This window comes from Pseudomonas sp. GW821-FHT09E12, assembly GCF_059416085.1.
In genome coordinates this window covers 376,034-401,848 of the sequence record NZ_JBWKOM010000007.1, presented here as the reverse complement: position 1 = coordinate 401,848, position 25,815 = coordinate 376,034, and the positions used below count along the sequence as shown (strand labels likewise).

At 66.0% G+C, this 25,815-nt stretch carries 16 protein-coding genes; 4 read left to right on the top strand and 12 right to left on the bottom strand.

The annotated features are described in order from the left end of the window. Positions 1–93 precede the first annotated feature (93 nt). The 3 genes from mapR to AC07PQ_RS22255 all read right to left on the bottom strand — a co-directional run bounded on the left by mapR (position 94) and on the right by AC07PQ_RS22255 (position 3,490). Positions 94–1,503 (bottom strand): GntR family transcriptional regulator MpaR, encoded by a 1,410-nt coding sequence (mapR, locus tag AC07PQ_RS22265; RefSeq protein WP_007930974.1) that lies wholly within the window; start codon positions 1,501–1,503, stop codon positions 94–96. Between the two features lie 133 nt (positions 1,504–1,636). Next, complete coding sequence (ccoG, locus tag AC07PQ_RS22260) at positions 1,637–3,049, bottom strand: cytochrome c oxidase accessory protein CcoG (protein ID WP_493186190.1); 1,413 nt, start codon at positions 3,047–3,049, stop codon at positions 1,637–1,639. 207 nt (positions 3,050–3,256) lie between these two features. Then, complete coding sequence (locus tag AC07PQ_RS22255; protein ID WP_102679988.1) at positions 3,257–3,490, bottom strand: DUF3203 family protein; 234 nt, start codon at positions 3,488–3,490, stop codon at positions 3,257–3,259. Positions 3,491–3,688: 198 nt separating this feature from the next. Here AC07PQ_RS22255 and AC07PQ_RS22250 point away from each other — a divergent pair, with 198 nt between their 5' ends. Further along, positions 3,689–4,195, top strand: a complete 507-nt coding sequence (locus AC07PQ_RS22250) for an MgtC/SapB family protein (protein WP_007930978.1) — start codon at positions 3,689–3,691, stop codon at positions 4,193–4,195. Between the two features lie 99 nt (positions 4,196–4,294). Here the strand turns inward: AC07PQ_RS22250 and AC07PQ_RS22245 are convergent, their stop codons facing one another. Beyond that, entirely contained in the window at positions 4,295–4,480 is a 186-nt protein-coding gene (locus AC07PQ_RS22245) for a hypothetical protein (RefSeq protein WP_493186191.1), read from the bottom strand. A 245-nt stretch (positions 4,481–4,725) separates the two neighbouring features. On the opposite strand from AC07PQ_RS22245, the gene AC07PQ_RS22240 reads away from it, so the two are divergent. From AC07PQ_RS22240 to glgB, 3 genes are all read left to right on the top strand, one after another. Next, a complete protein-coding gene (locus AC07PQ_RS22240) occupies positions 4,726–6,726 on the top strand; it encodes an alpha-1,4-glucan--maltose-1-phosphate maltosyltransferase (protein ID WP_101337840.1) in 2,001 nt (666 codons plus the stop codon). A 408-nt stretch (positions 6,727–7,134) separates the two neighbouring features. Beyond that, complete coding sequence (gene treS, locus AC07PQ_RS22235; RefSeq protein WP_492570250.1) at positions 7,135–10,467, top strand: maltose alpha-D-glucosyltransferase; 3,333 nt, start codon at positions 7,135–7,137, stop codon at positions 10,465–10,467. A gap of 42 nt (positions 10,468–10,509) precedes the next feature. Then, the gene (gene glgB / locus AC07PQ_RS22230) at positions 10,510–12,738 is read left to right on the top strand and encodes a 1,4-alpha-glucan branching protein GlgB (RefSeq protein WP_493186192.1); all 2,229 of its coding nucleotides are present in this window, start codon (positions 10,510–10,512) and stop codon (positions 12,736–12,738) included. 255 nt (positions 12,739–12,993) lie between these two features. Here glgB and AC07PQ_RS22225 read toward each other — a convergent pair whose 3' ends face one another. From AC07PQ_RS22225 to treZ, 8 genes are all read right to left on the bottom strand, one after another. Further along, positions 12,994–14,049: an autotransporter outer membrane beta-barrel domain-containing protein gene (locus tag AC07PQ_RS22225; protein WP_007926790.1), complete on the bottom strand. Its 1,056-nt coding sequence runs from the start codon at positions 14,047–14,049 to the stop codon at positions 12,994–12,996. A 491-nt stretch (positions 14,050–14,540) separates the two neighbouring features. Then, complete coding sequence (locus AC07PQ_RS22220; RefSeq protein WP_009043699.1) at positions 14,541–15,341, bottom strand: endonuclease/exonuclease/phosphatase family protein; 801 nt, start codon at positions 15,339–15,341, stop codon at positions 14,541–14,543. 93 nt (positions 15,342–15,434) lie between these two features. Next, positions 15,435–16,190, bottom strand: coding sequence for a PIG-L deacetylase family protein (locus AC07PQ_RS22215; protein WP_007926788.1), 756 nt, complete (start codon positions 16,188–16,190; stop codon positions 15,435–15,437). A gap of 292 nt (positions 16,191–16,482) precedes the next feature. Continuing rightward, a complete protein-coding gene (glgX, locus tag AC07PQ_RS22210) occupies positions 16,483–18,651 on the bottom strand; it encodes a glycogen debranching protein GlgX (RefSeq protein WP_493186193.1) in 2,169 nt (722 codons plus the stop codon). Between the two features lie 113 nt (positions 18,652–18,764). Continuing rightward, positions 18,765–19,121: a DUF2934 domain-containing protein gene (locus AC07PQ_RS22205; RefSeq protein WP_493186194.1), complete on the bottom strand. Its 357-nt coding sequence runs from the start codon at positions 19,119–19,121 to the stop codon at positions 18,765–18,767. A 21-nt stretch (positions 19,122–19,142) separates the two neighbouring features. Then, on the bottom strand, positions 19,143–21,935 hold the full coding sequence (locus tag AC07PQ_RS22200; RefSeq protein ID WP_493186195.1) for a malto-oligosyltrehalose synthase: 2,793 nt from the start codon (positions 21,933–21,935) through the stop codon (positions 19,143–19,145). Next, a complete protein-coding gene (gene malQ / locus AC07PQ_RS22195) occupies positions 21,932–24,013 on the bottom strand; it encodes a 4-alpha-glucanotransferase (RefSeq protein ID WP_007926779.1) in 2,082 nt (693 codons plus the stop codon). Before malQ ends, AC07PQ_RS22200 begins: the two co-directional genes overlap by 4 nt. Then, the gene (gene treZ, locus AC07PQ_RS22190; RefSeq protein ID WP_493186196.1) at positions 24,010–25,806 is read right to left on the bottom strand and encodes a malto-oligosyltrehalose trehalohydrolase; all 1,797 of its coding nucleotides are present in this window, start codon (positions 25,804–25,806) and stop codon (positions 24,010–24,012) included. Before treZ ends, malQ begins: the two co-directional genes overlap by 4 nt. Between the last annotated feature and the right edge of the window lie 9 nt (positions 25,807–25,815).

Sequence of the window (25,815 nt, the reverse complement as noted above, 5' to 3'; positions counted from 1 at the left end):
GTCGAAGGTCCTGCGGACCTTGTCGCAGCTTCGCGGAGCTCGGCCATCTGCGCGGCTACAGGTTCCACGTTTACGTGGAGCGCTGGCCCGGCTTCAGAACGACCGCACGATCCTGCCCAGGGTTTCCATGGCCTGTTCCGCCGCTTCGTTCCACGGGCTGCCATAGTTGAGGCGGATGCAGTTTCGAAAGCGCTGGGTCGGCGAGAAGATCGGTCCCGGGGCGATGCTGATGCCCTGGGCCAGGGCCATCTGGAACAGCTTCAATGAATCCATCTGCGCTGGCAGTTCCAGCCACAGGAAGTAGCCGCCGGCCGGCTGGCTGACCCGGGTCTGCGCCGGGAAGTAGCGGGCGATGGCGGCGAGCATGGCGCTCTGCTGTTCTTCCAGGGCATAGCGCAGTTTGCGCAGGTGGCGGTCGTAGCCGCCGTGTTGCAGGTAGTCGGCGATGGCCGCCTGGGCCGGCATCGAGGCGCACAGCGAGGTCATCAGTTTCAGCCGTTCGATCTTCTGCGCGTAACGCCCAGCGGCGACCCAGCCGATGCGGTAACCCGGGGCCAGGCTCTTGGCGAACGAGCCGCAATGCATCACCAGGCCCTCGGTGTCGAAGGCCTTGGCCGGTTTCGGCGCCTGCTGGCCGTAATACAGCTCGGCGTAGACGTCGTCCTCGATCAGCGGCACCTGATGGCTGCGCAGCAACGCCACCAGTTCCTGCTTCTTCGCCTCGGGCATGGTCGCGCCCATGGGGTTCTGGAAGCTGGTCATGCACCAGCAGGCCTTGATCGGGTGCCGTTCCAGGGTCTGCGCCAGCACCCCCAGGTCGATGCCGTCCCGCGGGTGCACGGGGATTTCCACCGCCTTGAGTTTCAGGCGCTCCAGCACTTGCAGGCTGGCATAGAAGGCCGGGGCCTCGATGGCCACCAGGTCGCCGGGTTCGGTCACCGCCTGCAGGCACAGGTTCAGGGCTTCCAGGGCGCCGTTGGTGATCAGCAGTTCTTCCATGGGCAGCATCAGCCCGCCAACCATGTAGCGCAGGGCGATCTGCCGGCGCAGCTGCGGGTTGCCCGGCGACATGTCGGTGACCACTACCCGTGGGTCCATCTCGCGGCTGGCGCTGGCCAGGGAACGCGACAGGCGCTGCAGCGGGAACAGGGTCGGGCTGGGAAAGGCCGAGCCGAACGGCACGGTGGTCGGGTCCTTGATCGAGTCCAGCACCGAGAACACCAGTTCGCTGACATCGACTTCGGTGGACTCGTTGACCTGGCTGCTGATCACCGGCTCCGAGAACGGGCTCGGCGCATGGGTGTTGACGAAGTAGCCGGAGCGCGGCCGGGCGCGGATCAGGCCGCGGCGTTCCAGCAGGTAATAGGCCTGGAACACCGTGGACGGGCTGACCCCATAGGTCTGGCTGGCATAACGTACCGAAGGTACGCGCTGGCCGGGGCCGAGCACCCCGGAGCGGATCAGTTCTGCGATGTCGTCGGCGAATTTTTCGTAGCGTTTCATGGGGCGGCTCGGGTTGGAGGCTGCGGTGGCTGAGCGATTTATCGCGAGCAAGCTCGCTCCTACAAGGACCAATGCGCACCTGTAGGAGCGAGCTTGCTCGCGATAGCCGCAAAGCGGCGCCCAGTCTAAGGGATCAACGGTTCAAGGGCGCAACAAACCGGCTCTTGGCCACGCTGTAGATCTGCGGCTGGTCGGCGTCGACCACCTTGAAACTCAGCTCCTGGGAACTGCTCTGCGGCTGGTCGGCGATCATCGCCACCGACACCGGCAGGTCGACGATCTCGCCCGCGGCCAGGCTGACTTCGGTCTTGCCTTGCAGCTGGAAGCCGTCGCCGTCCACCAGTTGCAGGCGGTAATCCTGGCGTTGCTGGGTCTTGTTGATGATCTTCAGGCTGTAGATGTTCTCGATCTGGCCCAGGCTGTTTTCGCGGAACAGGCCACGGTCCTTGCTGACGTCCAGCGACACCATCGGCCGCTCCACCAGCGCCAGGGCCAGGGCGCCGATCATCACCAGCAGCACCGCGCTGTAGCCGATCAGGCGTGGGCGCAGCAGATGGGTCTTGCCTCCCTGCAACTGGTGCTCCGAGGTGTAGCTGATCAGGCCCCGGGCATAGCCCATCTTGTCCATGATCGAATCGCAGGCGTCGATGCAGGCGGCGCAGCCGATGCATTCCATCTGCAGGCCGTCGCGGATGTCGATGCCGGTCGGGCAGACCTGCACGCACAGCTGGCAGTCGATGCAGTCGCCGAGGCCGATATCGGTGGGTTTCACGCCGCGCTTGCGTGGGCCGCGGATTTCGCCGCGGGCCGGGTCGTAGGAGATGGTCAGGGTGTCCTTGTCGAACATCACGCTCTGGAACCGCGCATACGGGCACATGTGCATGCACACCGCCTCGCGCAGCCAGCCGGCGTTCAGGTAAGTGGCGCCGGTGAAGAACAGCACCCAGAACAGGCTGACCCCACCAATCTGCAGGGTCAGCAACTCCTCGGCCAGCGGCCGGATAGGCGTGAAGTAACCGACGAAGGTCAGGCCGGTGAGCAGGCTGATGGCCAGCCACAGGGTGTGCTTGGCCGAACGGCGGATCAGCTTGTTCAGGTTCCAGGGCGCGGCCGCGAGCTTGATGCGCTGGTTGCGTTCACCCTCGGTGATCTTCTCGCACCACATGAACAACCAGGTCCAGGAACTCTGCGGGCAGGTATAGCCACACCAGACGCGGCCGGCGAACACGGTGATGGCGAACAGGCCGAAGGCGCAGATGATCAGCAACGCCGAGAGCAGGATGAAATCCTGCGGCCAGAAGGTGGCGCCGAAGATGTGGAATTTGCTTTCCGCCAGGTCCCAGAGCACCGCCTGGCGGCCGCCCCAGTTCAACCACACGGTGCCGAAGAACAGCAGGAACAGGAAGCCCGCGCCGCTCATGCGCAGGGTGCGGAACAGGCCGGTGAAACTGCGGGTGTGGATCAGGTTGTCGCTGGATTTGGCCTTCGTCTTTGGGCGCGCAGGCTCGAATGTTTCTACTAATCGGACGGGGATTCTTTCGCTCATGGTCGTTCGCTCATCAGCCTCCATCAGGCAGACGAACTATGCCCAGCGATCTGTTTGCATAACAGACTCAGGTATCGCAATAAAAAGCAGATCAGATGCCCGTCAGACGCCGCCCTGCGACAACTTGCCATACCCGGCCAGGCGCCCGCTATCGGGCGCCGTCGGCGTCTGGCACAGGCCTGCGCCGGGCGCCGTGATGCAGATCAGTCAAATCACCGAATCACTGTCGCTGGCGCGCAGATGACGCCGGCCGTCGGTGGCGCCTGCTACGGTCAATGCGTCGGCTTCTGCTTCGGTGATGTAGATACGCCGGCCTTCGAGGTCGACCGCCGACATCGACCTGGCCGCGTCGGTGATCACGGTCACGGCGCTGGCTGGCAGGCGGGCGTGAAGGTCTTCGGTGTCGAAATGGCAGATCCGGTTTTCGATGCGCAGGCTCATGGTCGAATCCTGTTGTGCGGTGGGTACGGTTTTCAGGGCCCGGCTGCCGTCCGGGGTTCTGCCCGATCGATCAATGGTCGCCCGCTGGCGGATCGCACCTTTTGCCCGGCGTCGCTGTCCTTTGATTAAGGAGGGCTGCCTCGTTGCCCGCCCGCCAGCCAACAAGAACCTGAGAACCCGAACGGAAAGGACCTGCGCATGAACGCCTGGTGGCATGAAGTCTGGGTCACCCTGCAAGCGGAGTTCGCCGACATCGGCGATGCCCGGCAACTCACCCAGATCACCGTACGCCTGCTGATCGCCGCGCTGCTGGGCGGCATTCTCGGTTTCGAACGCGAGCACAAGGGCAAGGCCGCCGGGGTGCGCACCCATATGCTGGTGGCGTTGGGGGCGGCGCTGTTCGTGCTGGTGCCGCAGATGTCCGGCGCCCAGGCCGATGCCATGAGCCGGGTGGTGCAGGGGGTGATCGCCGGTATCGGTTTTCTCGGCGCGGGCACCATTCTCAAGGGCAAGCAGGACGAGGAAGGGCACGTCAAGGGCCTGACCACCGCGGCCGGGCTGTGGATGACCGCGGCGATCGGCGTCTCGGCGGGCGTCGGCCGCGAAGCCACGGCGGTGTTCAGCACCCTGCTGGCGCTGGCGGTCTTCAGCGTGATGCCCTGGATAGTGCGCAAGCTGGAAGGCGACGATGAACCGCCCGGATAAACGCCCTGAAGCGTCGCGGGCACACTCGCCGCCAGCAACGAAGGGATGCCCGCTGCCGGCTGGCGACGGCAGCGACGGGCAACCGATTGTCTACGCTTGTCATGGTTTGGGCGTAATGCTGTGACCGCAAGCGATGACCGGTGCCGGATCGATCGGCGGGTCCTCCTTGGGCGGTGGGGTAGTTTCGGGTGGATCTTCCTCGGGCACCGGTTGCGGCTCGGTTGGCGGCAACGTCGGGTGGTCGATGTTCGGGTCGGGCGTTTCCGCCGGGATCGGGATACTCATCGGCATGGCCTCCTTTGTGCTTGGTTTTGCACAGTCTCCCAAGGTGGACCCTCGCCCCGGCGATTTGATTCCCGGCGCGAAGGGAGGCAAATCCGGGTGAACTTTCCCGGCCCTGGTGTCTCGGAACCTAAGTGCTTCGCTGATCCGCGCGGCCATTGCCGACCCTGGGGCCGTTCCCAAGGGAGGGCGCCGCGCCGGAATAGACCAGCAACAGAGCGTCCATGGGGCGTAAGGAGTGATGCTCGATGACTGCCGAAAAAAGACCGACCGAACTGCAATACAACCCGAACCTGCCCCTGTCGCAGGCCTTGCTGCTGCCGCGTATCGTCATCGAGAACACTCGGCCGCTGATCGACGGTGGCCAGTTCGCGGTCAAGGCGGTGGCGGGGCAGGTGGTGCGGGTCAGCAGCAAGGTGTTCGCCGACGGCCACGACAAACTGGCCGTGCGCATCCGCTGGTGCGCCGAAGCCGACAGCCACTGGCACAGCGAAACCATGGAAGACCTCGGCAACAATAGCTGGGAAGGCCAGTTCACAGTGCCCAGCCAGGGCCGCTACCTGTATTGCATCGAGGCCTGGATCGATCAGTTCGCCAGCTTCTGCTACGACCTGCAGAAGAAACACCAGGCCGGCATCGCGGTCAGCCTCGAATTGCAGGAGGGCCGCAGCCATGTGCTGCACGCCGCCGAGCGTAGCGAAGGGCCGCTGCGCGAGCAGTTGCTGGCGCTGCACCATCAGCTGGCGATGCTGCTCGAAGCCGAGCAGGTGGCGCTGTTCCTGCACGAACGCAGTGCACGGCTGATGGCCGAGGCCGACCACCGTCCCTACCTGAGCCTGAGCCCGCAATACCCGCTGGACGTGGAGCGCGAACGCGCGCAGTTCGCCAGCTGGTACGAGCTGTTTCCCCGCTCGATCACCGATGATCCGGCCCGTCATGGCACCTTCGACGATGTGCACTCGCGCCTGGCGATGATCCATGACATGGGTTTCGACGTGCTGTACTTCCCGCCGATCCATCCCATCGGCCGCAGCTTTCGCAAGGGCCGCAACAACTCGCTGACCGCCGGCCCCGACGAGCCCGGCAGCCCCTATGCGATCGGCAGCGAAGAGGGTGGCCACGAGGCGATCCATCCGCAGCTCGGCAGCCGCGAGGATTTCCGCCGCCTGGTGGCGGCCGCCGCCGAGCACGGCCTGGAGATCGCCCTGGATTTCGCCATCCAGTGTTCCCAGGACCATCCCTGGCTCAAGCAGCATCCGGGCTGGTTCAACTGGCGTCCGGACGGCAGCATCAAATACGCCGAGAACCCGCCGAAGAAATACCAGGACATCGTCAACGTCGACTTCTATGCCATCGAGGCCATCCCCAGTCTGTGGCTGGAGCTGCGCGACATCGTGGTCGGCTGGGTCGAGGAGGGGGTGAAGATCTTTCGCGTGGACAACCCCCATACCAAGCCGCTGCCGTTCTGGCAGTGGCTGATCGCCGATGTGCGGGCGCGGTTCCCGGAGGTGATCTTTCTCGCCGAGGCTTTCACCACGCCGGCGATGATGGCGCGCCTGGGCAAGGTCGGTTATTCCCAGAGCTACACCTATTTCACCTGGCGCAACACCAAGAGCGAACTGGCGACTTACTTCACCGAACTCAATCAGTCGCCGTGGCGCGAATGCTACCGGCCGAACTTCTTCGTCAATACGCCGGACATCAACCCGTTCTTTCTCCATGACTCGGGGCGCCCGGGGTTTCTCATCCGCGCCGCGCTGGCCACCATGGGCTCGGGCCTGTGGGGCATGTATTCGGGGTTCGAGCTGTGCGAGGCGGCGCCGGTTCCGGGGCGCGAGGAATACCTGGACTCGGAGAAATACGAGATCCGCCCCCGGGACTTCAGCGCCCCCGGCAACATCATTGCCGAGATCGCCCAGCTCAACCGCATCCGGCGACAGAACCCGGCGCTGCAGACGCACCTGGGCTTGCAGGTCTACAACGCCTGGAACGACAACATCCTGTATTTCGGCAAGCGCACCGCCGACCTCGGCAACTTCATCCTGGTGGCGGTCAGCCTCGACCCGTTCAACGCTCAGGAAGCGCATTTCGAATTGCCGCTGTGGGAACTGGGCTTGCCCGACGATGCGCAGACCCAGGGCGAGGACCTGATGAACGGCCATCGCTGGACCTGGTACGGCAAGACCCAGTTCATGCGGATCGAACCCTGGCAGCAACCGTTTGGCATCTGGCGCATCAGCGTTGCCTGATTCACACCGGTAGCCGCTGCCGCAGGCTGCGATCGGCCCGGAACGGGGCGCGCTCTTGAGGCCGTCGAAGGTCCTGCGGACCTTATCGCAGCCTCGCAGGCTCGGCAGCGGCTACAGGCGCGATCGGTGTAGCCGCTGCCGCAGGCTGCGATCGGCCCGGAACGGGACGCGCTCTTGAGGCCGTCGAAGGTCCTTCGGACCTTATCGCAGCCTCGCAGGCTCGGCAGCGGCTACAGGCGCGATCGATGTAGCCGCTGCCGCAGGCTGCGATCGGCCCGGAACGGGATGCGCTGTTGAGGGCCTCGAAGGTCCTGCGGACCTTATCGCAGCCTCGCGGAGCTCGGCAGCGGCTACAGGTGCAGCGCTATATCTGCGCGGCACGGACCCATGAATGTTCAGGAGTTACCCATGGCGAAGAAAACCAGGTCAGCCACCTTCATCAAGGACCCGCTCTGGTACAAGGACGCGGTGATCTATCAGGTTCACGTCAAATCCTATTTCGACTCCAACAACGACGGGATCGGCGATTTTCCCGGGTTGATCGCCAAGCTCGACTACATCGCCGACCTGGGGGTGAACACCATCTGGCTGCTGCCGTTCTACCCCTCGCCGCGCCGCGACGACGGTTACGACATCGCCGAATACCGCGGCGTCAGCCCCGACTACGGGACCCTGGCCGACGCCCGGCGCTTTATCGCCGAGGCCCACCAGCGCGGGCTGCGGGTGATCACCGAGCTGGTCATCAACCACACCTCGGACCAGCACCCCTGGTTCCAGCGGGCGCGCAAGGCCAAGGCCGGCTCCAAGGCGCGGGATTTTTATGTGTGGTCCGATGACGATCAGAAGTACGACGGCACGCGGATCATCTTTCTCGACACCGAGAAATCCAACTGGACCTGGGACCCGGTGGCCGGCCAGTACTTCTGGCACCGCTTCTATTCCCACCAGCCGGACCTCAACTTCGACAACCCGCAGGTGATGAAGGCGGTGCTGTCGGTGATGCGCTACTGGCTGGACATGGGCATCGACGGCCTGCGCCTGGACGCCATTCCTTACCTGATCGAACGTGACGGCACCAACAACGAGAACCTGCCCGAGACCCACGACGTGCTCAAGCAGATCCGCGCCGAGATCGACGCCAACTACCCGGACCGCATGCTGCTGGCCGAAGCCAACCAGTGGCCGGAAGACACCCAGTTGTACTTCGGTCAAACAAAGAAGGGCGACGTGAAGGGCGACGACGGCGACGAATGCCACATGGCCTTCCACTTCCCATTGATGCCGCGCATGTACATGGCGCTGGCCCAGGAAGACCGCTTCCCGATCACCGACATCCTGCGCCAGACCCCGGAGATTCCCGCCAACTGCCAATGGGCGATCTTCCTGCGCAACCACGATGAGCTGACCCTGGAGATGGTCACCGACCGCGAGCGCGACTACCTGTGGAACTACTACGCCGCCGACCGCCGCGCGCGGATCAACCTGGGCATTCGTCGGCGCCTGGCGCCGCTGATGGAGCGCGACCGGCGCCGCGTGGAACTGCTCAACAGCCTGCTGCTGTCGATGCCCGGCACGCCGACCCTGTATTACGGCGACGAGATCGGCATGGGCGACAACATCTACCTGGGCGACCGCGATGGCGTGCGCACGCCGATGCAATGGTCGATCGACCGCAACGGCGGCTTCTCCCGGGCCGACCCGGCGAGCCTGGTCTTGCCGCCGATCATGGACCCGCTGTACGGCTACCAGTCGGTGAATGTCGAGACCCAGGCCGGCGACCCCCATTCGCTGCTCAACTGGACCCGGCGCATGCTGGCGATCCGCAAACAGTCCAAGGCCTTCGGCCGCGGCAGCCTGAAGATGCTGTCGCCGAGCAACCGCCGGATCTTGGCCTATACACGCGAATACACCGGGCCCGACGGCAAGCACGAAATCATCCTCTGCGTGGCCAACGTGTCGCGCAGCGCCCAGGCGGCGGAGCTGGACCTGTCGGCGTTCGCCGGCATGGTGCCGGTGGAGATGCTCGGCGGGAATGCCTTCCCGCCAATCGGCCAGCTGAATTTCCTCCTGACCCTGGCGCCCTACGGTTTCTACTGGTTTGTCCTGGCGGCGGAGAACCAGATGCCGAGCTGGCATGTGGAGCCGGCCCAGAGCCTGCCGGACTTCACCACCCTGGTACTGAAAAAACGCCTCGAGGAATTGCTCGAAGCGCCATCGCGCACCACCCTGGAGCAGAGTTCGCTGCCGACCTGGCTACCCAAGCGCCGCTGGTTCGCCGGCAAGGACAGCGCCATCGAGCAGGTGCACATCGCCTATGGCGTGCGCTTTGGCGATCCGCAGCATCCGGTGTTGCTCAGCGAGCTGGAGGTCAGCGGCGGCGGCCAGAGCGGGCGCTACCAACTGCCGTTCGGCTTGCTCGGCGAAGAGCAGATCGGCGCCGCGCTGCCGCAGCAACTGGCCCTGGCGCGGGTGCGCCGTGGCCGCCAGGTGGGGCTGATCACCGACGCCTTTGCCCTGGAAAGTTTTGTGCACAATGTCCTGCAGGCGATCCAGGCGCACACCGTGCTGCCCTGTGGTGATGGCGAGATCCGCTTCGAGGCCACGGAGCAACTGGCCGGGCTCGGCCTGGGCGCGGAATCCGAAGTGCGCTACCTGTCCGCCGAGCAATCCAACAGCTCGGTGGTGATCGGCACCAGCCTGGTGCTCAAGCTGATCCGCAAGGTGGCCAGCGGCGTGCACCCGGAACTGGAGATGAGCGCCTACCTGACCGCCGCCGGCTTCCAGCACATTTCACCCTTGCTCGGTTCGGTGATCCGCCGGGACGGGCAGGGCGAGGACAGCCTGCTGATGATCGCCCAGGGTTACCTGAGCAATCAGGGCGATGCCTGGGAGTGGACCCAGAACAACCTGGAGCGGGCGATCCGCGATGAACTGGCCGACGCCATGTCCGAGCAGGACCAGCACTACAACGCCCTGGGCGAGTTGCGCGACTTTGCCGGCATGCTCGGCCAGCGCCTGGGGGAAATGCACCAGGTCCTCGCGGCGCCGACCGCCAACCCGGCCTTCCGCGCGCGGCCGAGTACCGACAAGGACGCCCAGGCCTGGGCCAGGCAGATTGGCGCGCAACTGGAACGGGCCTTGCACTTGCTCAAGCAGCATCAGGCTGAGCTGACGGCCGAGGATCGACAGCGCGTGGCGTCGTGGAGCCAACACAAGACGGCGATCCTGGCGCATATCCAGGGCCTGGCGAAACAGGCGGTCGGCGGCCTGCGCATGCGCGTCCACGGCGACCTGCACCTGGGCCAGGTGCTGGTGATCAAGGGCGACGCCTACCTGATCGATTTCGAGGGCGAACCGGCCCGGCCGCTGGACGAGCGCCGGGGCAAGCACAGTCCGTACAAGGACGTCAGCGGCGTGCTGCGCTCCTTCGACTATGCCGCGGCGCTGGCCCTCGGCGGCCAGAGCCTCGACGCCTCGGCCCACGCCCTGGCGGCCCGGCAGCGGGTCACCGAGCGTTATCTGCGCGAAGCCCGCGAGTCGTTTGTCCAGGCGTACCGGCTGGCGGCAGCTAGTCTTGCTCATGCCTGGCAGGAAAAGAATGGCGAGGACGCCGCGCTGGCCTTGTTCAGCCTGGAGAAAGCAGCCTACGAAGTGGCGTATGAAGCGGAAAACCGTCCGGCCTGGCTCGCGGTGCCGCTGCGGGGGCTGCATGTGCTGCTAAGTGATATGAAGGTTGAGTGATGTGAAACCCTTTTCCGATACAAAAAGTGCTGGAGAGCAGTCATGAGTTTCTCGAACAAGGAACAGGGTCAGGTCAAACAGGCAATGCCCGCCGCGCGGGATGTCGAGGCACTGGTGCGTGCCGAGCACCAGGACCCCTTTGCCGTGCTCGGCCCCCATGGCGACGGCGCCGGCGGCCAATTCATCCGTGCCTTCCTGCCGGGCGCCCTGAGTGTGCAGGTGCTGGCTCGCGATGGCGTGACAGTGCTGGGCAGCCTGGAGGGCACCGAGGTGCCGGGGTTGTTCGTCGGGCACTTTGCCCAGGCCCAGCCCTATCTGCTGCGCACGCAATGGGCCGGTGGCGAGCATATTGGCGAAGACCCTTACAGCTTCGGCCCGTTGCTGGGGGAGATGGACCTGTACCTGTTCGCCGAGGGCAACCACCGTGACCTCAGCGCCTGCCTCGGCGCGCAGCTGAAAACCGTGGAGGGCGTCGACGGCGTGCGTTTCGCGGTCTGGGCGCCGAATGCCCGGCGGGTCTCGGTGGTCGGCGACTTCAACGTCTGGGACGGACGGCGGCACCCGATGCGCCTGCGTCATCCGTCCGGGGTCTGGGAGCTGTTCGTGCCGCGCCTGGGCCCGGGCGAAGCCTACAAATATGAAATCCTCGGCGCCCACGGCATCCTGCCGCTGAAGTCCGACCCGGTGGCGCTGGCCACCCAGTTGCCGCCGGATACCGCCTCGAAAGTCGCCAGCCCGCTGAGCATCGACTGGCAGGACCTCGACTGGATGCAGGCCCGCGGCGAACGCCAGCGCACAGACGCGCCCTTGTCGATCTACGAACTGCATGCCGGCTCCTGGCAATGCGAGGTGGACGATCTGGGCGAGGTGGCGCGCCAGTACGACTGGCACGAACTGGCCGAACGCCTGATCCCCTATGTGCAGAACCTGGGGTTCACCCATATCGAGCTGATGCCGATCATGGAGCATCCCTTCGGCGGTTCCTGGGGCTATCAGCCGCTGTCGCAGTTCGCCCCCAGCGCCCGCTATGGCAGCACCGACGACTTCGCGGCGTTCGTCAACGCCTGCCACCTGGCGGGCATCGGGGTGATTCTCGACTGGGTGCCGGCGCACTTTCCCACCGACGCCCATGGCCTGGCGCAATTCGACGGCACCGCGCTGTACGAATACGGCAACCCGCTGGAAGGTTTCCACCAGGACTGGGACACCCTGATCTACAACCTGGGGCGCACCGAGGTCCACGGTTTCATGCTGGCGTCGGCGCTGCACTGGCTCAAGCATTTCCATGTCGACGGCCTGCGGGTGGATGCCGTGGCCTCGATGCTCTACCGCGACTATTCGCGCAACGCCGGGGAGTGGGTGCCCAACCGCCATGGCGGGCGCGAGAACCTCGAAGCCATCGACTTTTTGCGTCACCTGAATGACGTGGTGTCCCTCGAGGCGCCGGGCGCCCTGGTGATCGCCGAGGAGTCCACGGCCTGGCCGGGCGTCAGCCAGGGCACCCAGCAAGGCGGCCTGGGCTTTGCCTACAAATGGAACATGGGCTGGATGCACGACTCGCTGCATTACATCCAGCAGGACCCGGTGTACCGCGCCCATCACCACAACGAACTGAGCTTCGGCCTGGTGTATGCCTGGTCCGAGCGCTTCATCCTGCCGATCTCCCACGACGAAGTGGTGCACGGCAAACGCTCGCTGATCGACAAGATGCCCGGCGACCGCTGGCAGAAGTTCGCCAACCTGCGGGCCTACCTGAGTTTCATGTGGACCCACCCGGGCAAGAAGCTGCTGTTCATGGGCTGCGAGTTCGGCCAGTGGCGCGAATGGAATCACGATCAGCAACTGGACTGGTACCTGCTGCAATACCCCGAGCACCGCGGCGTGCAGAAGCTGGTGGGCGATCTCAACCGGCTGTACCGCGAGCATCCGGCGCTGCACGACCAGGACGACGCGCCCCAGGGCTTCCAGTGGCTGATCGGCGACGACGCGATCAACAGCGTCTACGCCTGGCTGCGCTGGAGCAAGGACGGCAAGCCACTGCTGGTGGTGGCCAACTTCACCCCGGTGCCGCGCCAGGCCTACCGGATCGGCGTGCCCTTCGCCGGGCGCTGGGGCGAGTTGTTCAACAGCGACTCCGATACCTACGCCGGGTCCAACTATGGCAATGGCGGCGGGGTGTTCACCGAGGACGTGGCGAGTCACGGCCAGGCGTTGTCGCTGGCGTTGAACCTGCCGCCGCTGGCGGTGCTGATCCTGCAACCCGAAGCGTGATGTCGACTGGCCGCTGCGCGCAGCGGATCGCGAGCAAGCTCGCTCCTACAGAGGTTGCGCGTTTCCTGTAGGAGCTTGCTCGCGATGACATCTGCCCAGACACCCTCAAGCTGTCCCTGAAAACCCAATCCCCTGTAGCCGCTGCCGCAGGCTGCGATCGGGCTCGCAGAGCCCGCAACCCGGACGACGCGTGTGGCCGATGCTCCCTTTGCGTCGGCTGCGCCGCCGATCACAGTCTGCGGCGGCTACAGGTTTTTACCAGCGCATCCGCACACCCAGGCTGCCGATCAGTCCGTTGAGGTCGTTGTCGTCCACGTCGCTGCTGTAGTCGGCGCTCACGTACAGGCTGACGGCGGGGGTGAGCCTGGCCACCAGGCCCAGGCCGACTTCGACCGTGGAGGACTTGCGGCTGCTGCTGATCTTGTCGACCTTGTCCAGGGTCAGGGTGTCGCCGCTGTACACCGTGTGCCACAAGCTGGTGCGCACATAGGGTTCCACCGAGTGCCCGGCGACGTCGTAACGGCCTTGCAAGTGGGCCCCGACGCGGCCGCTCCAGGCGTTGAGGTTACCGGCGGAGCGGGTGCTGCTGTCGGCATTCGGGTTGTCCAGGCTGACGCGCTGGTTGATCAATTGCGCCTGGGGTTCGACCACCCAGTTGTCGCTGATGCCGATGGGAATCCCGCCTTGCACCGACAGGGTCACCGCGCTGCCTTCGGCGGCTTGTCGCTGGCCTTGCTCGGTGCGGCTGAAGCCGCTGACCCGGGCGCCGCTGGCCGACAGATCGACGTGCCAGCCCTGCGGACCGGTCAGGCTCCAGAACGCGCCAAGACTTTGACCCTGGACACTGAAACGGTCGTTACGCGGGTCGCTGAAACCGCCGGGCACGCCCTGGCCGTTGGCCTGGAACTGGCTCTGGCCGCCCAGCAGGCCGATGCGCTGGGTATGCCCGCTGCTGCTTTCCAGGGTGTAGAGCACCGGGCCGCCGGGCGTGTCGTTGATGCTGCTGGCAAAACGCGAACCGAGGTAGCCGACTTCGGTCTGCCGCGCCGCGGGCCCGTACAGCGGGTCCCAGACCTGCGGGCTGCCTTGCACGATACCCAGGCTGTTGCCCTGGGGCTGGCTGGCCGGCATGGGCGTCGCGGATGTCGCGGGTGTCAACAGGCGGTTCAGGAGCAGGTCCTGGTGATACCAGAGCTGCGCCTCGTCCTCGGCAGGGGACGCTTGTACCTCCATGGAAGAACACAGCAATACCGAAGCGGAAACTGTGCACAGAATGATCTTGATCTCTTGTGGGGTGAGTGAAGTTTTCATGGAGGGCTACCTTGCAATCGCATGCCGTGTCTCGCCGTGGCGTCTCTCCTACCCCGAATGAGGGGCGACCGAGTTCGTTGAGGCAAGGCTCGGCGACCCGCTCTAGAGCAGGTATCCGAGGCTTGCCCCTGATTGTATTTCCGGGGGTAGTAAGCTGTAGCTAAGGAGACGACTCCGCGATCGTCAAGAAAATGACCGACCAATGGCGTAGGTAATTCAGGCGCTGTAACCGACTGAAAAAAAGCGATTCTCTAAGTTCTTGTTTGTACGAAAAAACGTCAAGAAAGGTGGGGAAAAGCGATTTTCGGTAGCCCACTACCGACTCGCCCTTTGCGGGCGAGTCGGTGACTTTCCTGGGCCAAGGGCCGCGTCAGGCCTTGGCCAGCGCGCTGGCCGCTTCGTCGATCAGGCCGGCGACCGCGGTTGCCGGAGAGGCGAGAGTGGCCTGGTGGGCCGCCAGACCGATGATCCTCGATGCCTGGGCGAAGGCATCAGAGGTGCACTTCCACCGCCAGCGGCAGGTGATCCGACAGGTGAGTCCAGGGCTTGTGCCCGAGGATCTTCGGTGCGTGGCTGCTGGCGTTGCGCAGGTAGATGCGGTCCAGGCGCAGCAGTGGCCAGCGCGCCGGGTAGGTCTTGGCCGGCCTGCCATGGTGGCGTTCGAAGGCTTCGTGCAGGTCGTCGCGGCGGGCGAGGGTGGCATTGCCATGCAACTGCCAGTCGTTGAAGTCGCCAGCGATGATCACCGGCGCATCGTCCGGCAGCGACTCGAGCAACTGGCACAGCAGTGCCAGTTGCAGCTGGCGATGGCTTTCCAGCAGGCTCAGGTGCACGCAGATCGCGTGCACTTCGGCATGCCCCGGTACATCCAGCACGCAATGCAACAGCCCGCGGCGCTCCGGGCCGGTGATCGAGACATCGAGGTTGCGGTACTGGCGGATCGGGTATTTCGACAGCAGGGCGTTGCCGTGATGGCCATCGGGATAGACCGCGTTGCGTCCGTAGGCGAAGTCGCTCCACATGCTGTCGGCGAGAAACTCGTATTGCGACTGCTGGGGCCAGTTGCCGTAGCGGCTGGCGTGGCGGTCGTGCTCGCCCAGCACTTCCTGGAGAAACACCAGGTCGGCCTGGGTGCTGCGGACCGCGTCACGCAGCTCCGGGAGAATGAAACGGCGGTTCAGGGCGGTGAAGCCCTTGTGGGTGTTGACGGTCAGGATGCGCAGGCGATGGATCGCCGGGGTTTCGTCTGGCGCTGCCGACGTGACCGGACGCCTGGTTGAATCGGTGCTCACGCTCACTCCTCGTAATCAGGGCGGTTACTCATGCGACTGACACTTTGCCGGTCAGTTCAGGTTTGCCCCCGGTCTGCCCGCATCGGGGCAGCCCTACATGAAAAAGATTTCGTAGGACTGGCGCAGCCGCTCCAGCACCACCGGCGTCAGGGTCGGGGCCAGGCCGATGCCCGGATCGCCCTGCAACTGGCTGGCATAGGCATGCGCCGCGTGGCGCTTGCGGGCCACGGTCCAGGTGTCGAGGCGCAACTTGCGGGCACGGTGCCAGGGCAGCAGCTGTTCATCGCGCGCCGGCCAGTGCCAGGCCCACACCGGCACTTCGTGGAATGCCACGCCAGCCTGGGCCGCGGCCTTGGCGCTGGCCCGGCCGACGGCGTCGTGATCGTCGTTGCCGTCTTCGCGCCAGGTGCTGAACACCACGTCATCGGGGCGCAGGTAACGGCCAATGAACTGGCTCAACTGATGCTCGCGTTCCTGCAGCCCACTGTCGGCAAAACCGCCGCGAATCCACTGCAGGCTGTGCAGGGGCAAACCCAGGCGGCGCAGGGCCTCGACACTTTCCTGGGGACGGAACACGCTCAGGCGCCGCTCCGACCACAGGTCGGAGCCGGGGTGGCTGGCGCTGCCGTCGGTGATGGAAATCAGTTGCAGCGGATGGCCATGGTGGGCCAGTACCTGCAGCAAGCCGCCGCAGGTCAGCACCTCGTCACCGGGGTGCGGGGCAATGACCACCGCGCGAAATCCGGGCGGCACCAGGCTGGCAAGGTTGATGGAGGGGACGTCGAGCAGTTGGCGGGCGCCGTTCCAGACCTGCTCCGGCCAGTTGTCGCTCAGGGGTATGGATCTCATGGGTGTCACATCCTTGTTCCGGGGCAGTCGGCGCGCGGTGACGGACCGGGCCGCTTGGGTTCGCACCCGGTATCGGTCCGGGTGCCGGCGCTCCATACCTTGGATTGCCGTCCTGCAAGAGCGTTCAATCATACACAGCCGTTGGCCACCGTCGCAGGGGGCAGCGATTTTTTCCGATGGCGACGCTCAGCTGTTCAAGATAGCGGGGAATGGATATCCGGCACCATCGTACATGTGTCTGATGGGCCGGCCACTGCCCGCCATTCAATCCGGCAAATGGCCAATGACCTGCTCAATCGTCATCCTCGTGCTGCAGTTCGAACAGCAGCAGCGAGCGCCCGGTCACCGAGTACGGGTGGCCGAACTCGAAGCGTTCCTGGCCTTTCACCGAGGGCTGGTTGGTGTCGATCATGCAGGTCCAGAAGCCGCCGTCGGGCACTTGGGGCAGGCTGAAGTTGACGATGTCGTGATGGGCGTTGACCACCAGCAGCAGGGTCGCGTCGGCGCCGGGGCGGCGTATCCCGGTTTCCTGGGCGCGGCCGTCGAGCAGCATGCCCAGGCAGCGGCCGTGGCTGTCCTGCCATTGTTCGATGGTCATCTCGCTGGCGTCCGGGGCGAGCCAGGTGACGTCCTTGACCCCGATATCCTCGTTGTAGTTGCCCACCAGGAAGCGTCCGCGGCGCAGGATCGGGTAGGTCATGCGCAGCTTGACCAGGCGCTTGACGAACTTCAGCAGCGACTTGCCGTCCTCGTCCAGGTCCCAGTTGACCCAGCCGATTTCGCTGTCCTGGCAATAAGCGTTGTTGTTGCCGTGCTGGGTGCGGGCGAACTCGTCGCCGGCAACCAGCATCGGCGTGCCCTGGGCCAGCAGCAGGGTGGCGAAGAAATTGCGCATCTGGCGCAGGCGCAGCGCATTGATCTGCGGGTCGTCGGTGGGGCCTTCGACGCCGTGGTTCCACGACAGGTTGTGGTTGCTGCCGTCCTGGTTGTCTTCGTCGTTGGCTTCGTTGTGCTTGTCGTTGTACGACACCAGGTCATGCAGGGTGAAGCCGTCGTGGGCAGTCACGAAATTGACAGAGGTATAAGGCCGCCGGCCGCGCTGGTTGAACATCTCGCCGGAGGCGGTCATGCGCGCGGCGAAGTCGGCGAGCTGGCCGTCGTCGCCTTTCCAGAAGGCGCGCACGGTGTCGCGGAACTTGTCGTTCCACTCCACCCAGCCCGGCGGGAAACCGCCCACCTGATAACCGCCGGGGCCGATGTCCCACGGCTCGGCGATCAGCTTCACCTGGCGCAGCACCGGGTCCTGGCGGCAGGCCACGAGGAAGCTGTGGCGCTCGTCGAAGCCATCGTGGTAACGCCCGAGAATGGTCGCCAGGTCGAAGCGAAAACCGTCCACGTGCATTTCCGTGGCCCAGTAGCGCAGCGAGTCGGTGACCATCTGCAGCACGCAGGGATGGCTCAGGTCGAGGGTGTTGCCGGTCCCGGAATCGTTGATATAGAAGCGTTTGTCGTCGGGCATCAGGCGGTAGTAGGAGGCGTTGTCGATGCCGCGCATGGACAGGGTCGGGCCTTGCTCGTTGCCCTCGGCGGTGTGGTTGTAGACCACGTCGAGTATCACTTCGAGCCCGGCTTCGTGCAGGTGCGCGACCATTTCCTTGAATTCGGCGATCTTGCCGCTGGCCAGGTAGCGCGGGTCGGGGGCGAAGAAGGCGATGCTGTTGTAGCCCCAGTAATTGGTCATGCCCTTGTGCAGCAGGTGCTGGTCGTTGACGAAGGCATGGATCGGCAACAGCTCCACCGACGACACCCCGAGCTTGCGAATATGCTCCAGCACATCGTCGACCATCAGCCCGGCGAAGGTGCCACGCACCGCCTCCGGCACCGAGGGGTGACGCATGGTGAAGCCACGCACGTGAGTCTCATAAATGATCGTTTTTTCCCAGGGCACGCTGACCCGATGATCGTGGCCCCAGGTGTGGGCCGGGTCGATCACTTTGCATTTGGGCACGAAGGGCGCGCTGTCGCGCTCGTCGAAACTGAGGTCGGCGTCGGGGTGCCCGATGGTGTAGCCGAACAGCGCCTCGGACCATTTCAGCTGGCCCACCAACTGCTTGGCATACGGGTCGATCAGCAGCTTGTTGGGGTTGAAACGATGACCGTTGGCCGGGTCGTAGGGGCCATGCACCCGATAGCCGTAGATCAGCCCGGGGTGGGCGTCGGGCAGGTAGCCGTGGAAGATCTCGTCGGTGTATTCCGGCAGTTCGATGCGTTCCAGCTCGACTTCGCCCGTGGCATCGAACAGGCACAACTCGACCTGGGTGGCATTGGCCGAGAACAGGGCGAAGTTGACCCCCAGGCCGTCCCAGGTCGCGCCGAGCGGGAAGGGCAGGCCTTCGCGGATGCGCGAGGGCTCGGTGGCTTGCGGGGTTTTCGGCGTGGCGGCTGCTTTGGCGGTGGTCATGGGTGCTCCTGCGAATCAGATGGGCGAATGGGCTCCCTGTGGCGCTCGGGCGCGCCACGCACATGGGCAAGGTCGGCAGTGGAGGGTGGCGCGAACGCCTCGCGGCAGAGGCGTCAGCTGGTCGCTGGCTTGCGCGGTGCCCGCGGCTTTTTCGCCGCGCTGCTTTTGCTCCCGGGCGGCAATCCTTTTTCTGCGGGAGGCCGCTTTTCTCCAGGAGGCACCCTTTCTCCAGGAGGTACCAGGGGTGCCGCCGCCGCGGGTTTGGCGACGGCCTTGGGCTTTGCCGCGGGCTTGCCGGATTTGGCGCTGGCGGCGCGGGTCGCCCTGGGCGGCTTGCTCGGGGCCAGGGCCTCGGCTTCGGCCAGCTTGCGGGCCATTTCCCAATGCCGGTGTTCCTGGCCGTCGGGCCGGCCTTCCGATTCCCAGATTTGATAGGCGAACTCACGAATGCGTTTGTCGTCGGTACTCATCGCAATGCTCCTGAACTGAACTCAAGTTTGGATGAAAAGGTTGACCGGGAAATCCCGCAATGCGCTGCTGATCATCAGATCCTTGTGGGGTGTGACTGCCCCCGTGGAAAAAAGTCCCTTCAGGTTTTGTCCTGGCGCGGCGAATGGCAGATGCACACGCGTATCGCCCCAATCCGGCGCGTTGACCCGCGGTTGCGCGCCGCTTTCCAGCAGCCCGGCGACCAGCCTGGGCACGATCACCACGGCGCGCTGGCCCTGGTGTTCGCGCATGAAGGCCAGCACCTTGCCGGCGTGTCGGCCCTGTACCGGCAGCGGCTGGTAAGTGCCCCGGCGAAACAGCTGCGGGTACTCGCCCCGGCGCGCCAGCGTGGCGGCGATCAGGGCCTGCTTGATACGCCCGTCACGCCAGTGGGCCAACAGTTCCATGGTTTCGCCGCAAGGGTCCAGAGCCTGCTGTCGGGCGGCGAAATCCACCGGGCGACGGTTGTCCGGGTCCACCAGGCTGAAGTCCCAGAACTCGTTGCCCTGATACAGGTCCGGCACGCCGGGCACGGTCATGCGCAGCAAGGATTGAGCCAGGCCGTTGAGGGCGCCAGCGGGCGCGATGACCTGGACGGCCGCGCCTATGGCGCTGCGCAACGGCAGGCCCTCGGGGCTGAGCAACAGGCGCTCGATGAAGTGGTGCACGGCACTTTCATAGGCCTCGTTGGCCGCCGCCCAGCTGCTGTGCAGCTTGGCTTCGCGCAGGGCTTTTTCCTGCCATTGCCAGAGGCGCTGGGCATAGTCGCGCAGGCCCTGGCGGTCGTCGCTGTGCAGTTCCAGCGGCCAGCTGCCGAGCAGGGCCTGATAGAGGATCAGCTCGTCGCCGGCGCCGGGCGCCTGGGGATCGCTGCGCAGGGCCTGGGCCAGGCCGCGCCAGTGTTCCACCTGTTCGACGTACCAGGGGCCGAGTTCGCTGAGTACCGCCAGGCGCGCGCGGGTATCTTCGCCGCGCTTGTGGTCGTGGGTGGCACTGGCCAGCAGGTTGTCGGGGAAAGCCTCCAGGCGCTCGCGGCAGGCGGCGTGGAAATCTTCCACCGGGGCGCAGAACTGTTCGGTGGAGAAACCCACATCGTTGCGCGACAGCAGCACCGCCGAGCGATAGAGCGCGGTGTCTTCCACCGCCTTGGCCGCCGCCGGCGAGGTCAGTTGCTGGAAGCGCACGCAGGCATGCTTGAGCACCTTGCGCGGGCGCCCCGGCGGCAGCTGGCGCCAGCCGCGGCCGCCGAGCCACTGTTGCAGGTAGGCCAGCACTGGCCAGTCGGTTTCGCCCAGGGTGTCACGGGCGCCTTGCAAGGCCTGCTGGAAAAACCCCTCATCTGTCGCCGAGCGCCCGCAGGCACCGATGTAGGTGCGGTACACCGGGAAGTGCACGATCAGTTCCTGCAAGGCACGGCGAATGGCGCCGAGGGTCAAGTCGCGGCTCATCACGTCGTTGCGCGCCACTTGCAGCAGGGCCTGGGCCACGCTTTCGAAATCGCTGGCCAGCGAGCCGTTGAGCAATTGCTGGCGCGCCAGCCGGGCCTCTTCGAGAAAGGCCGCCGGCCGTTCGCTGTGCCGGCTCCAGAGTTCGGCCAGGGGGGCGGCGCCTTGCGGGTCGTGTTGCAGCAGCGACAGCTGGTTCATGAACTCATAGCCGGTGCTGCCGTCCATGCCCCAGTCGCGGCGCAGGGTTTCGCCAGCGCCGAGGATCTTCTCGACATAGATCGGCAAGTGCTGGCCGGGACGCAGGGCGTCGACCCGGCGCCGCAGTTTGCGGCAGTAGCCGCGGGGATCGGCCAGGCCGTCGATATGGTCGATGCGCAGCCCGTCCACCAGGCCGGCGGCGATCAACTGGAAGATTTTGCCGTGGGTGGCCTCGAACACCGCCGGGCGCTCGACCCGTAGCCCACCCAGCTCGTTGACGTCGAAGAAACGCCGCCAGTTGATGTCGTCCGCCGCGGTGCGCCAGCTGGCCAGGCGGTAGCTCTGCTGCTCCAGCAGGGCGTGCAGGCGGGCGAAACCCTGCGGCTGGCGCGAATCGTAGCGCGCCAGGTGCTGCTCGATGGCCGCGCGGACCTGCGGGTCACGGGCGGCGTCCTGCAGCTGCTGTTGCAGAGGCTCGGCCTGAGTGTGGGCGTCGGACTGGTAGCGCAGGGTGCTGAAGGCATCGGCCAATGGCTTGAGACGCTCGGCCGGTTCGGCGTCGGTCTCGCCCTGGAGCCGCAACAGTTCGCCATAGTCGCTGGGGCAGATCGGGAAATGATGCTGGTAATGCTCGACATGAAACTCGCCCCGTTCGGCATCGAAGCACAGCCTCAGCGCGCCTTCCTGCAGGGCCACGCCGTAGTCGCTGCCGAGGAACGGCAGCAGCAACTGGCCTTCCAGCAAGGGGTCGGGGGAGTGCCACTGGATATCGAAGAATTCGCCGTAGGGGCTCAGGCGGCCCCAGCGCAGCAGGTCCTGCCACCAGGGATTGTCCGCGCCGCCGACCGCCATGTGGTTGGAGACGATATCCAGCAGCAGGCCCATGTCGTGCTGGCGCAGGCTGCGGACCAGGCGCTCCAGGGCGGCCTCGCCACCCAGTTCGGGGTTGACCCGGGTCGGGTCGACCACGTCGTAGCCATGCATCGAGCCGGCGCGGGCGCACAGCAGCGGCGAGGCGTACAGGTGGCTGATGCCCAGGCGGGCGAAGTAGGGCACCAGCGGCACCGCGTCGTCGAGAGTGAAGCCGCGATGAAACTGCAGGCGCAGGGTGGCCCGCATGGGCGGGCTGTGGTGCGTGGAATCCTTCATCGGTCGCGCTCGTGGGCCTGTTGCCGGGCGCAGGCCAGCAGCTCCAGGCGGCGCGCGGCGTCCGGGTCGTCGAGCAAGGCCGCGCTGCTGCCGGCCAGGCGCCGACGCCAGTTGGGATGGCTGTCGAGGGTGCCGGGCAGGTTGGCCTGTTCGTCGATGCCCAGGGCGTCCTCCAGGGGCAGCAGCACCAGCGGTGCGCGGGTATGGCCGAGGAAGCGCACGCTGGCGTCCACCACCTGATCGGCTTCGTGAGTGTCTTCACGAAAATTCTGCGGGTCGCGACTCAGGGCGTGGCGCAGGCCCTCGCGTTCGCGCTGGCGATGTTCGCGCCAATGGGTTTCGCCGCTTGCGTCCACCAGGCCCAGGCGCGCGCTCCAGTCGATGTCGCGGCCCTGCCACCAGCCGTTGAGGGTCGGCAGGTCGTGGGTGCTGGTGGTGGCCAGGGCGTTGTCCGGCCAGTCGAGGATCGGCCGGAAATGCGTGCCGTGCTCCTGCTCGAACAGCAACACGCGCATGCCGAGCATGGCCCGCGCGCTGAGTTTTTCCCGCAGGCCGTCGGGCACCGTGCCGAGGTCCTCGCCGAGGACGATCGCCTGGTGCCGGTGCGATTCCAGGGTCAGCAGGCGCAGCAGGTCGTCCACCGGGTAATACAGGTAGGCGCCGTCGCAGGGCGGGGCGCCGAGGGGGATCACCCACAGCCGCTGCAACCCCATCACATGGTCGATGCGCAGGCCGCCGGCATGGGCGAAGTTGGCCCGGAGCATTTCGATGAAAGCGTGGAAGCCATTGCGCACCAGGCCCTCCGGGGAAAAGGCGGAAATGCCCCAGCCCTGGCCCTGGCGATTGAGAATGTCCGGCGGCGCGCCGACGGTCAGCGCCGCCAGCAGTTCGTCCTGGCGGCTCCAGGCCTGGCTGCCGCCGCCGTCGGCGCCCACCGCCAGGTCGGCGATCAGGCCGATGCCCATGCCGCTGCTGCGGGCGGTGGCCTGCACCCGCTCCAGGCAACGGGCGATCAGCCATTGGCAGAAGGCATAAAAGCCGATATCGGCGGCGTGCTCCTCGGCGAACTGCGCCAGCGCCGGGCTGCGTGGGGTGCGCCAGGCGTCGGGCCATTCGCGCCAGTCGAGGCTTTCGCCGCGGGCCGCGCGCTGGGCCTGGATGGCTTCGAAGCGGCAGTGGTTTTCCAGGGCCTCGCCACTGGCGTGGCGGAAGCTGGCGAAGTCCTGGTGCAGCGGATGCTCGCCCTGGCAGAAGCCGTCATAAAGCGCGCGCAGGACTTTCTGCCGGGCGTGGGCCGCCACCGGCCAGTCGACCATCGGCTGTTGTTCCAGCTGTTGCAGTTGCGGCCCGAGGCCGCTGGCATCGATCGCGCTGCGCCAGGCCCGCTCGCCGAGAATGGTCCCGGGCGCGGCGTACAGGTTGTTGAGAAACAACCGGCTGGACGGTGAATAGGGGCTGTAGCGGCCGGTGTCGCTGCTGAACATGGCATGCAGCGGGCTGATGGCCACGGCCTCGGCGCCCCGTTCGCCGGCGACCCGGACCAAGTCTTCGAGCGCTTGGGTATCACCATAACCGCCATCGCCTGCGCGGCGCAGCGAATACAGCTGCACGCTCAGGCCCCAGGCACGGGGCGTGGCCTGGTCCACGGCGTCGGCGACGCTGTAGCAGCGCTCGGGCGCCACGGCCAGGGTGAAGTGCTGGCCGGCGATGCTCACCTCCTGATAACCCACCGGCACCAGGCCCGGCAGCATGGAGTTGGCGTCCAGCCTGAGGTTGAGCACACCGCCGTCTTCCAGGTGGATTTCGCAGGGCGTGTCCGGCGCGAAGTAATGCCCGAGGTCCAGGCCCTGGCCGGCGTCGGCGGTCAGCAGCGGCGGCAGTTGCCGGCTCTGCTGCACCTGTAGCAGCTGGCGCAGGCTGGCTTCGATCTGCCGGTCGTTGTCGGCCGGATGGCCAAGGCTGGCCAGCACGGCGCGCAGCACCCGTGGCTCGACCCGTTGCGGGCGGCCGTTGGCGTCGATCCAGTCGACGGCCAGGCCGGCCCGGCTGGCGAGGATTTCCAGTTGCGCGTCGCTCATGGGTGTTCTCCGTCAAGGTCTGGCGTGGGGGCGACTGCGCCGAGGCTGACCAGCGCGCTATAGGGGGCGAGAGTGCCTTGGTGCAACCGCTCGAACGCCTGGGCCGGGTATTCGAACAGGCGCTGCGCCGCGCTTGGCGGCTGTTGCTCGACGTTGTGCGGGCTCAGGTTGAGGTCGATGCGCAGTTCCTGGCCATTGCCCAGGCGCCAGCGGGCACAGAGCGCGCCTTCGGCCAGCACCTCGGCGCCCAGGGCTTCGGCGCCGGGCAGGCAGGGCACGATGTGCTCGCGGCGCAGTTGCAACAGCTGGCGATACAGCGCCAGGGTCTGCTCGCCCTGGACCGGGTCCGCCTGCGGCCTCGACGCGAGGAAGGTGTCCGGCGCGTTCGGGTCGGGAATCTGCTCGCGTTTATGCGGATCGGCGAAGGCGCTGAAGGCGGCGAATTCGCCGCGTCGGCCCTCGCGCACCGCGTCCGCCAGTTCGCCGTGGTGACTGGTGAAAAACAGGAAGGGCTGCGGCGCCGCCAGTTCGTCGCCCATGAACAGCAGCGGGATCATCGGCGACAGCAGCAACAGCACCGTGGCCGCCTGCAATGCCTGTGGCTCGGCCAGGCGCACCAGGCGCTCGCCGAAGGCGCGGTTGCCGATCTGGTCGTGGTTTTGCAAAAACAGCACGAAGGCGCTGGGCGGCAAATGGCTGCTGGGTTCGCCGCGAGGGGTGCCGTGGCGGGTGATGTGGCCCTGGTAGGCGAAGCCCTGGCTCAGGCAGCGCGCCAGTTTCTCGGTGGGGCGTTCGGCGAAGTCGGCGTAGTAGGCGTCGGTCTCCCCGGTGAGCAGCACATGCAGGGCGTTGTGGCCATCGTCGTTCCACTGCGCGTCGAAGTGCTGCTCCAGCAGGCTGGCCTGGTTGTATTCGTTTTCCACGGTCAGCCAGACCTGCCGCGCCGGGTCGATCCGGCGGCGCACCCGATGCGCCAGCTCATGCAGGAAGTCCGGGTCGTCGATCGCATGCACGGCATCCAGGCGCAGGCCGTCGAAGCGGTACTCCAGCAGCCACATCAGGGTATTGTCGATAAAGAAGTCGCGCACGGGCTGGCGGCGAAAGTCGATGGCCGCGCCCCAGGGCGTGTGCCGGTCTTCCCTGAAGAAGGCCTTGGCGTAGTGGTGCAGGTAATTGCCGTCGGGGCCGAAGTGGTTGTAGACCACATCGAGCATCACCGCCAAGCCCAGGCCGTGGGCGCAGTCGATCAGGTGCTTGAGGTCGTCGGGCGAACCGTAGGAGGCTTCCGGCGCATAAGGCAGGACGCCGTCGTAGCCCCAATTGCGATCGCCGGGAAACTCCGCCAGGGGCATCAGCTCGATGGCGGTGATGCCCAGCTCGGCCAGGCGTGGCAGGTGTTTTTCCACTGCGCGGTAACCGCCGAGCACGCCCACATGCAGCTCGTAGATCACCGCTTCGTGCCACGGCCGGCCTTGCCAGTGCGGGTGCCGCCAGCGATAGGCCCGGGGATCGACCACCAGGCTGGGGCCGTCGATGTCGCCGTCCTGGGCCCGGGACGCCGGGTCGGGCACGCGGATCTGGTCATCGACATTGAAGCGGTAGCGGGTGCCGGGCGGGCACTGGCCTATGACCATGAACCAGCCGTTGGCCTGGGGCTGCATGGGCAGCGACACGCCGTCTTCGAGTTCGACGCTGATGTGCTGTGCGTTCGGCGCCCAGAGGGCAAAGCGGGTGCGCTCGGTATCGAGCGCAGTAGCGCCGTGGGGCCAGGTTTCCAGAGTCCTTGACGGCATCCAGGGTGC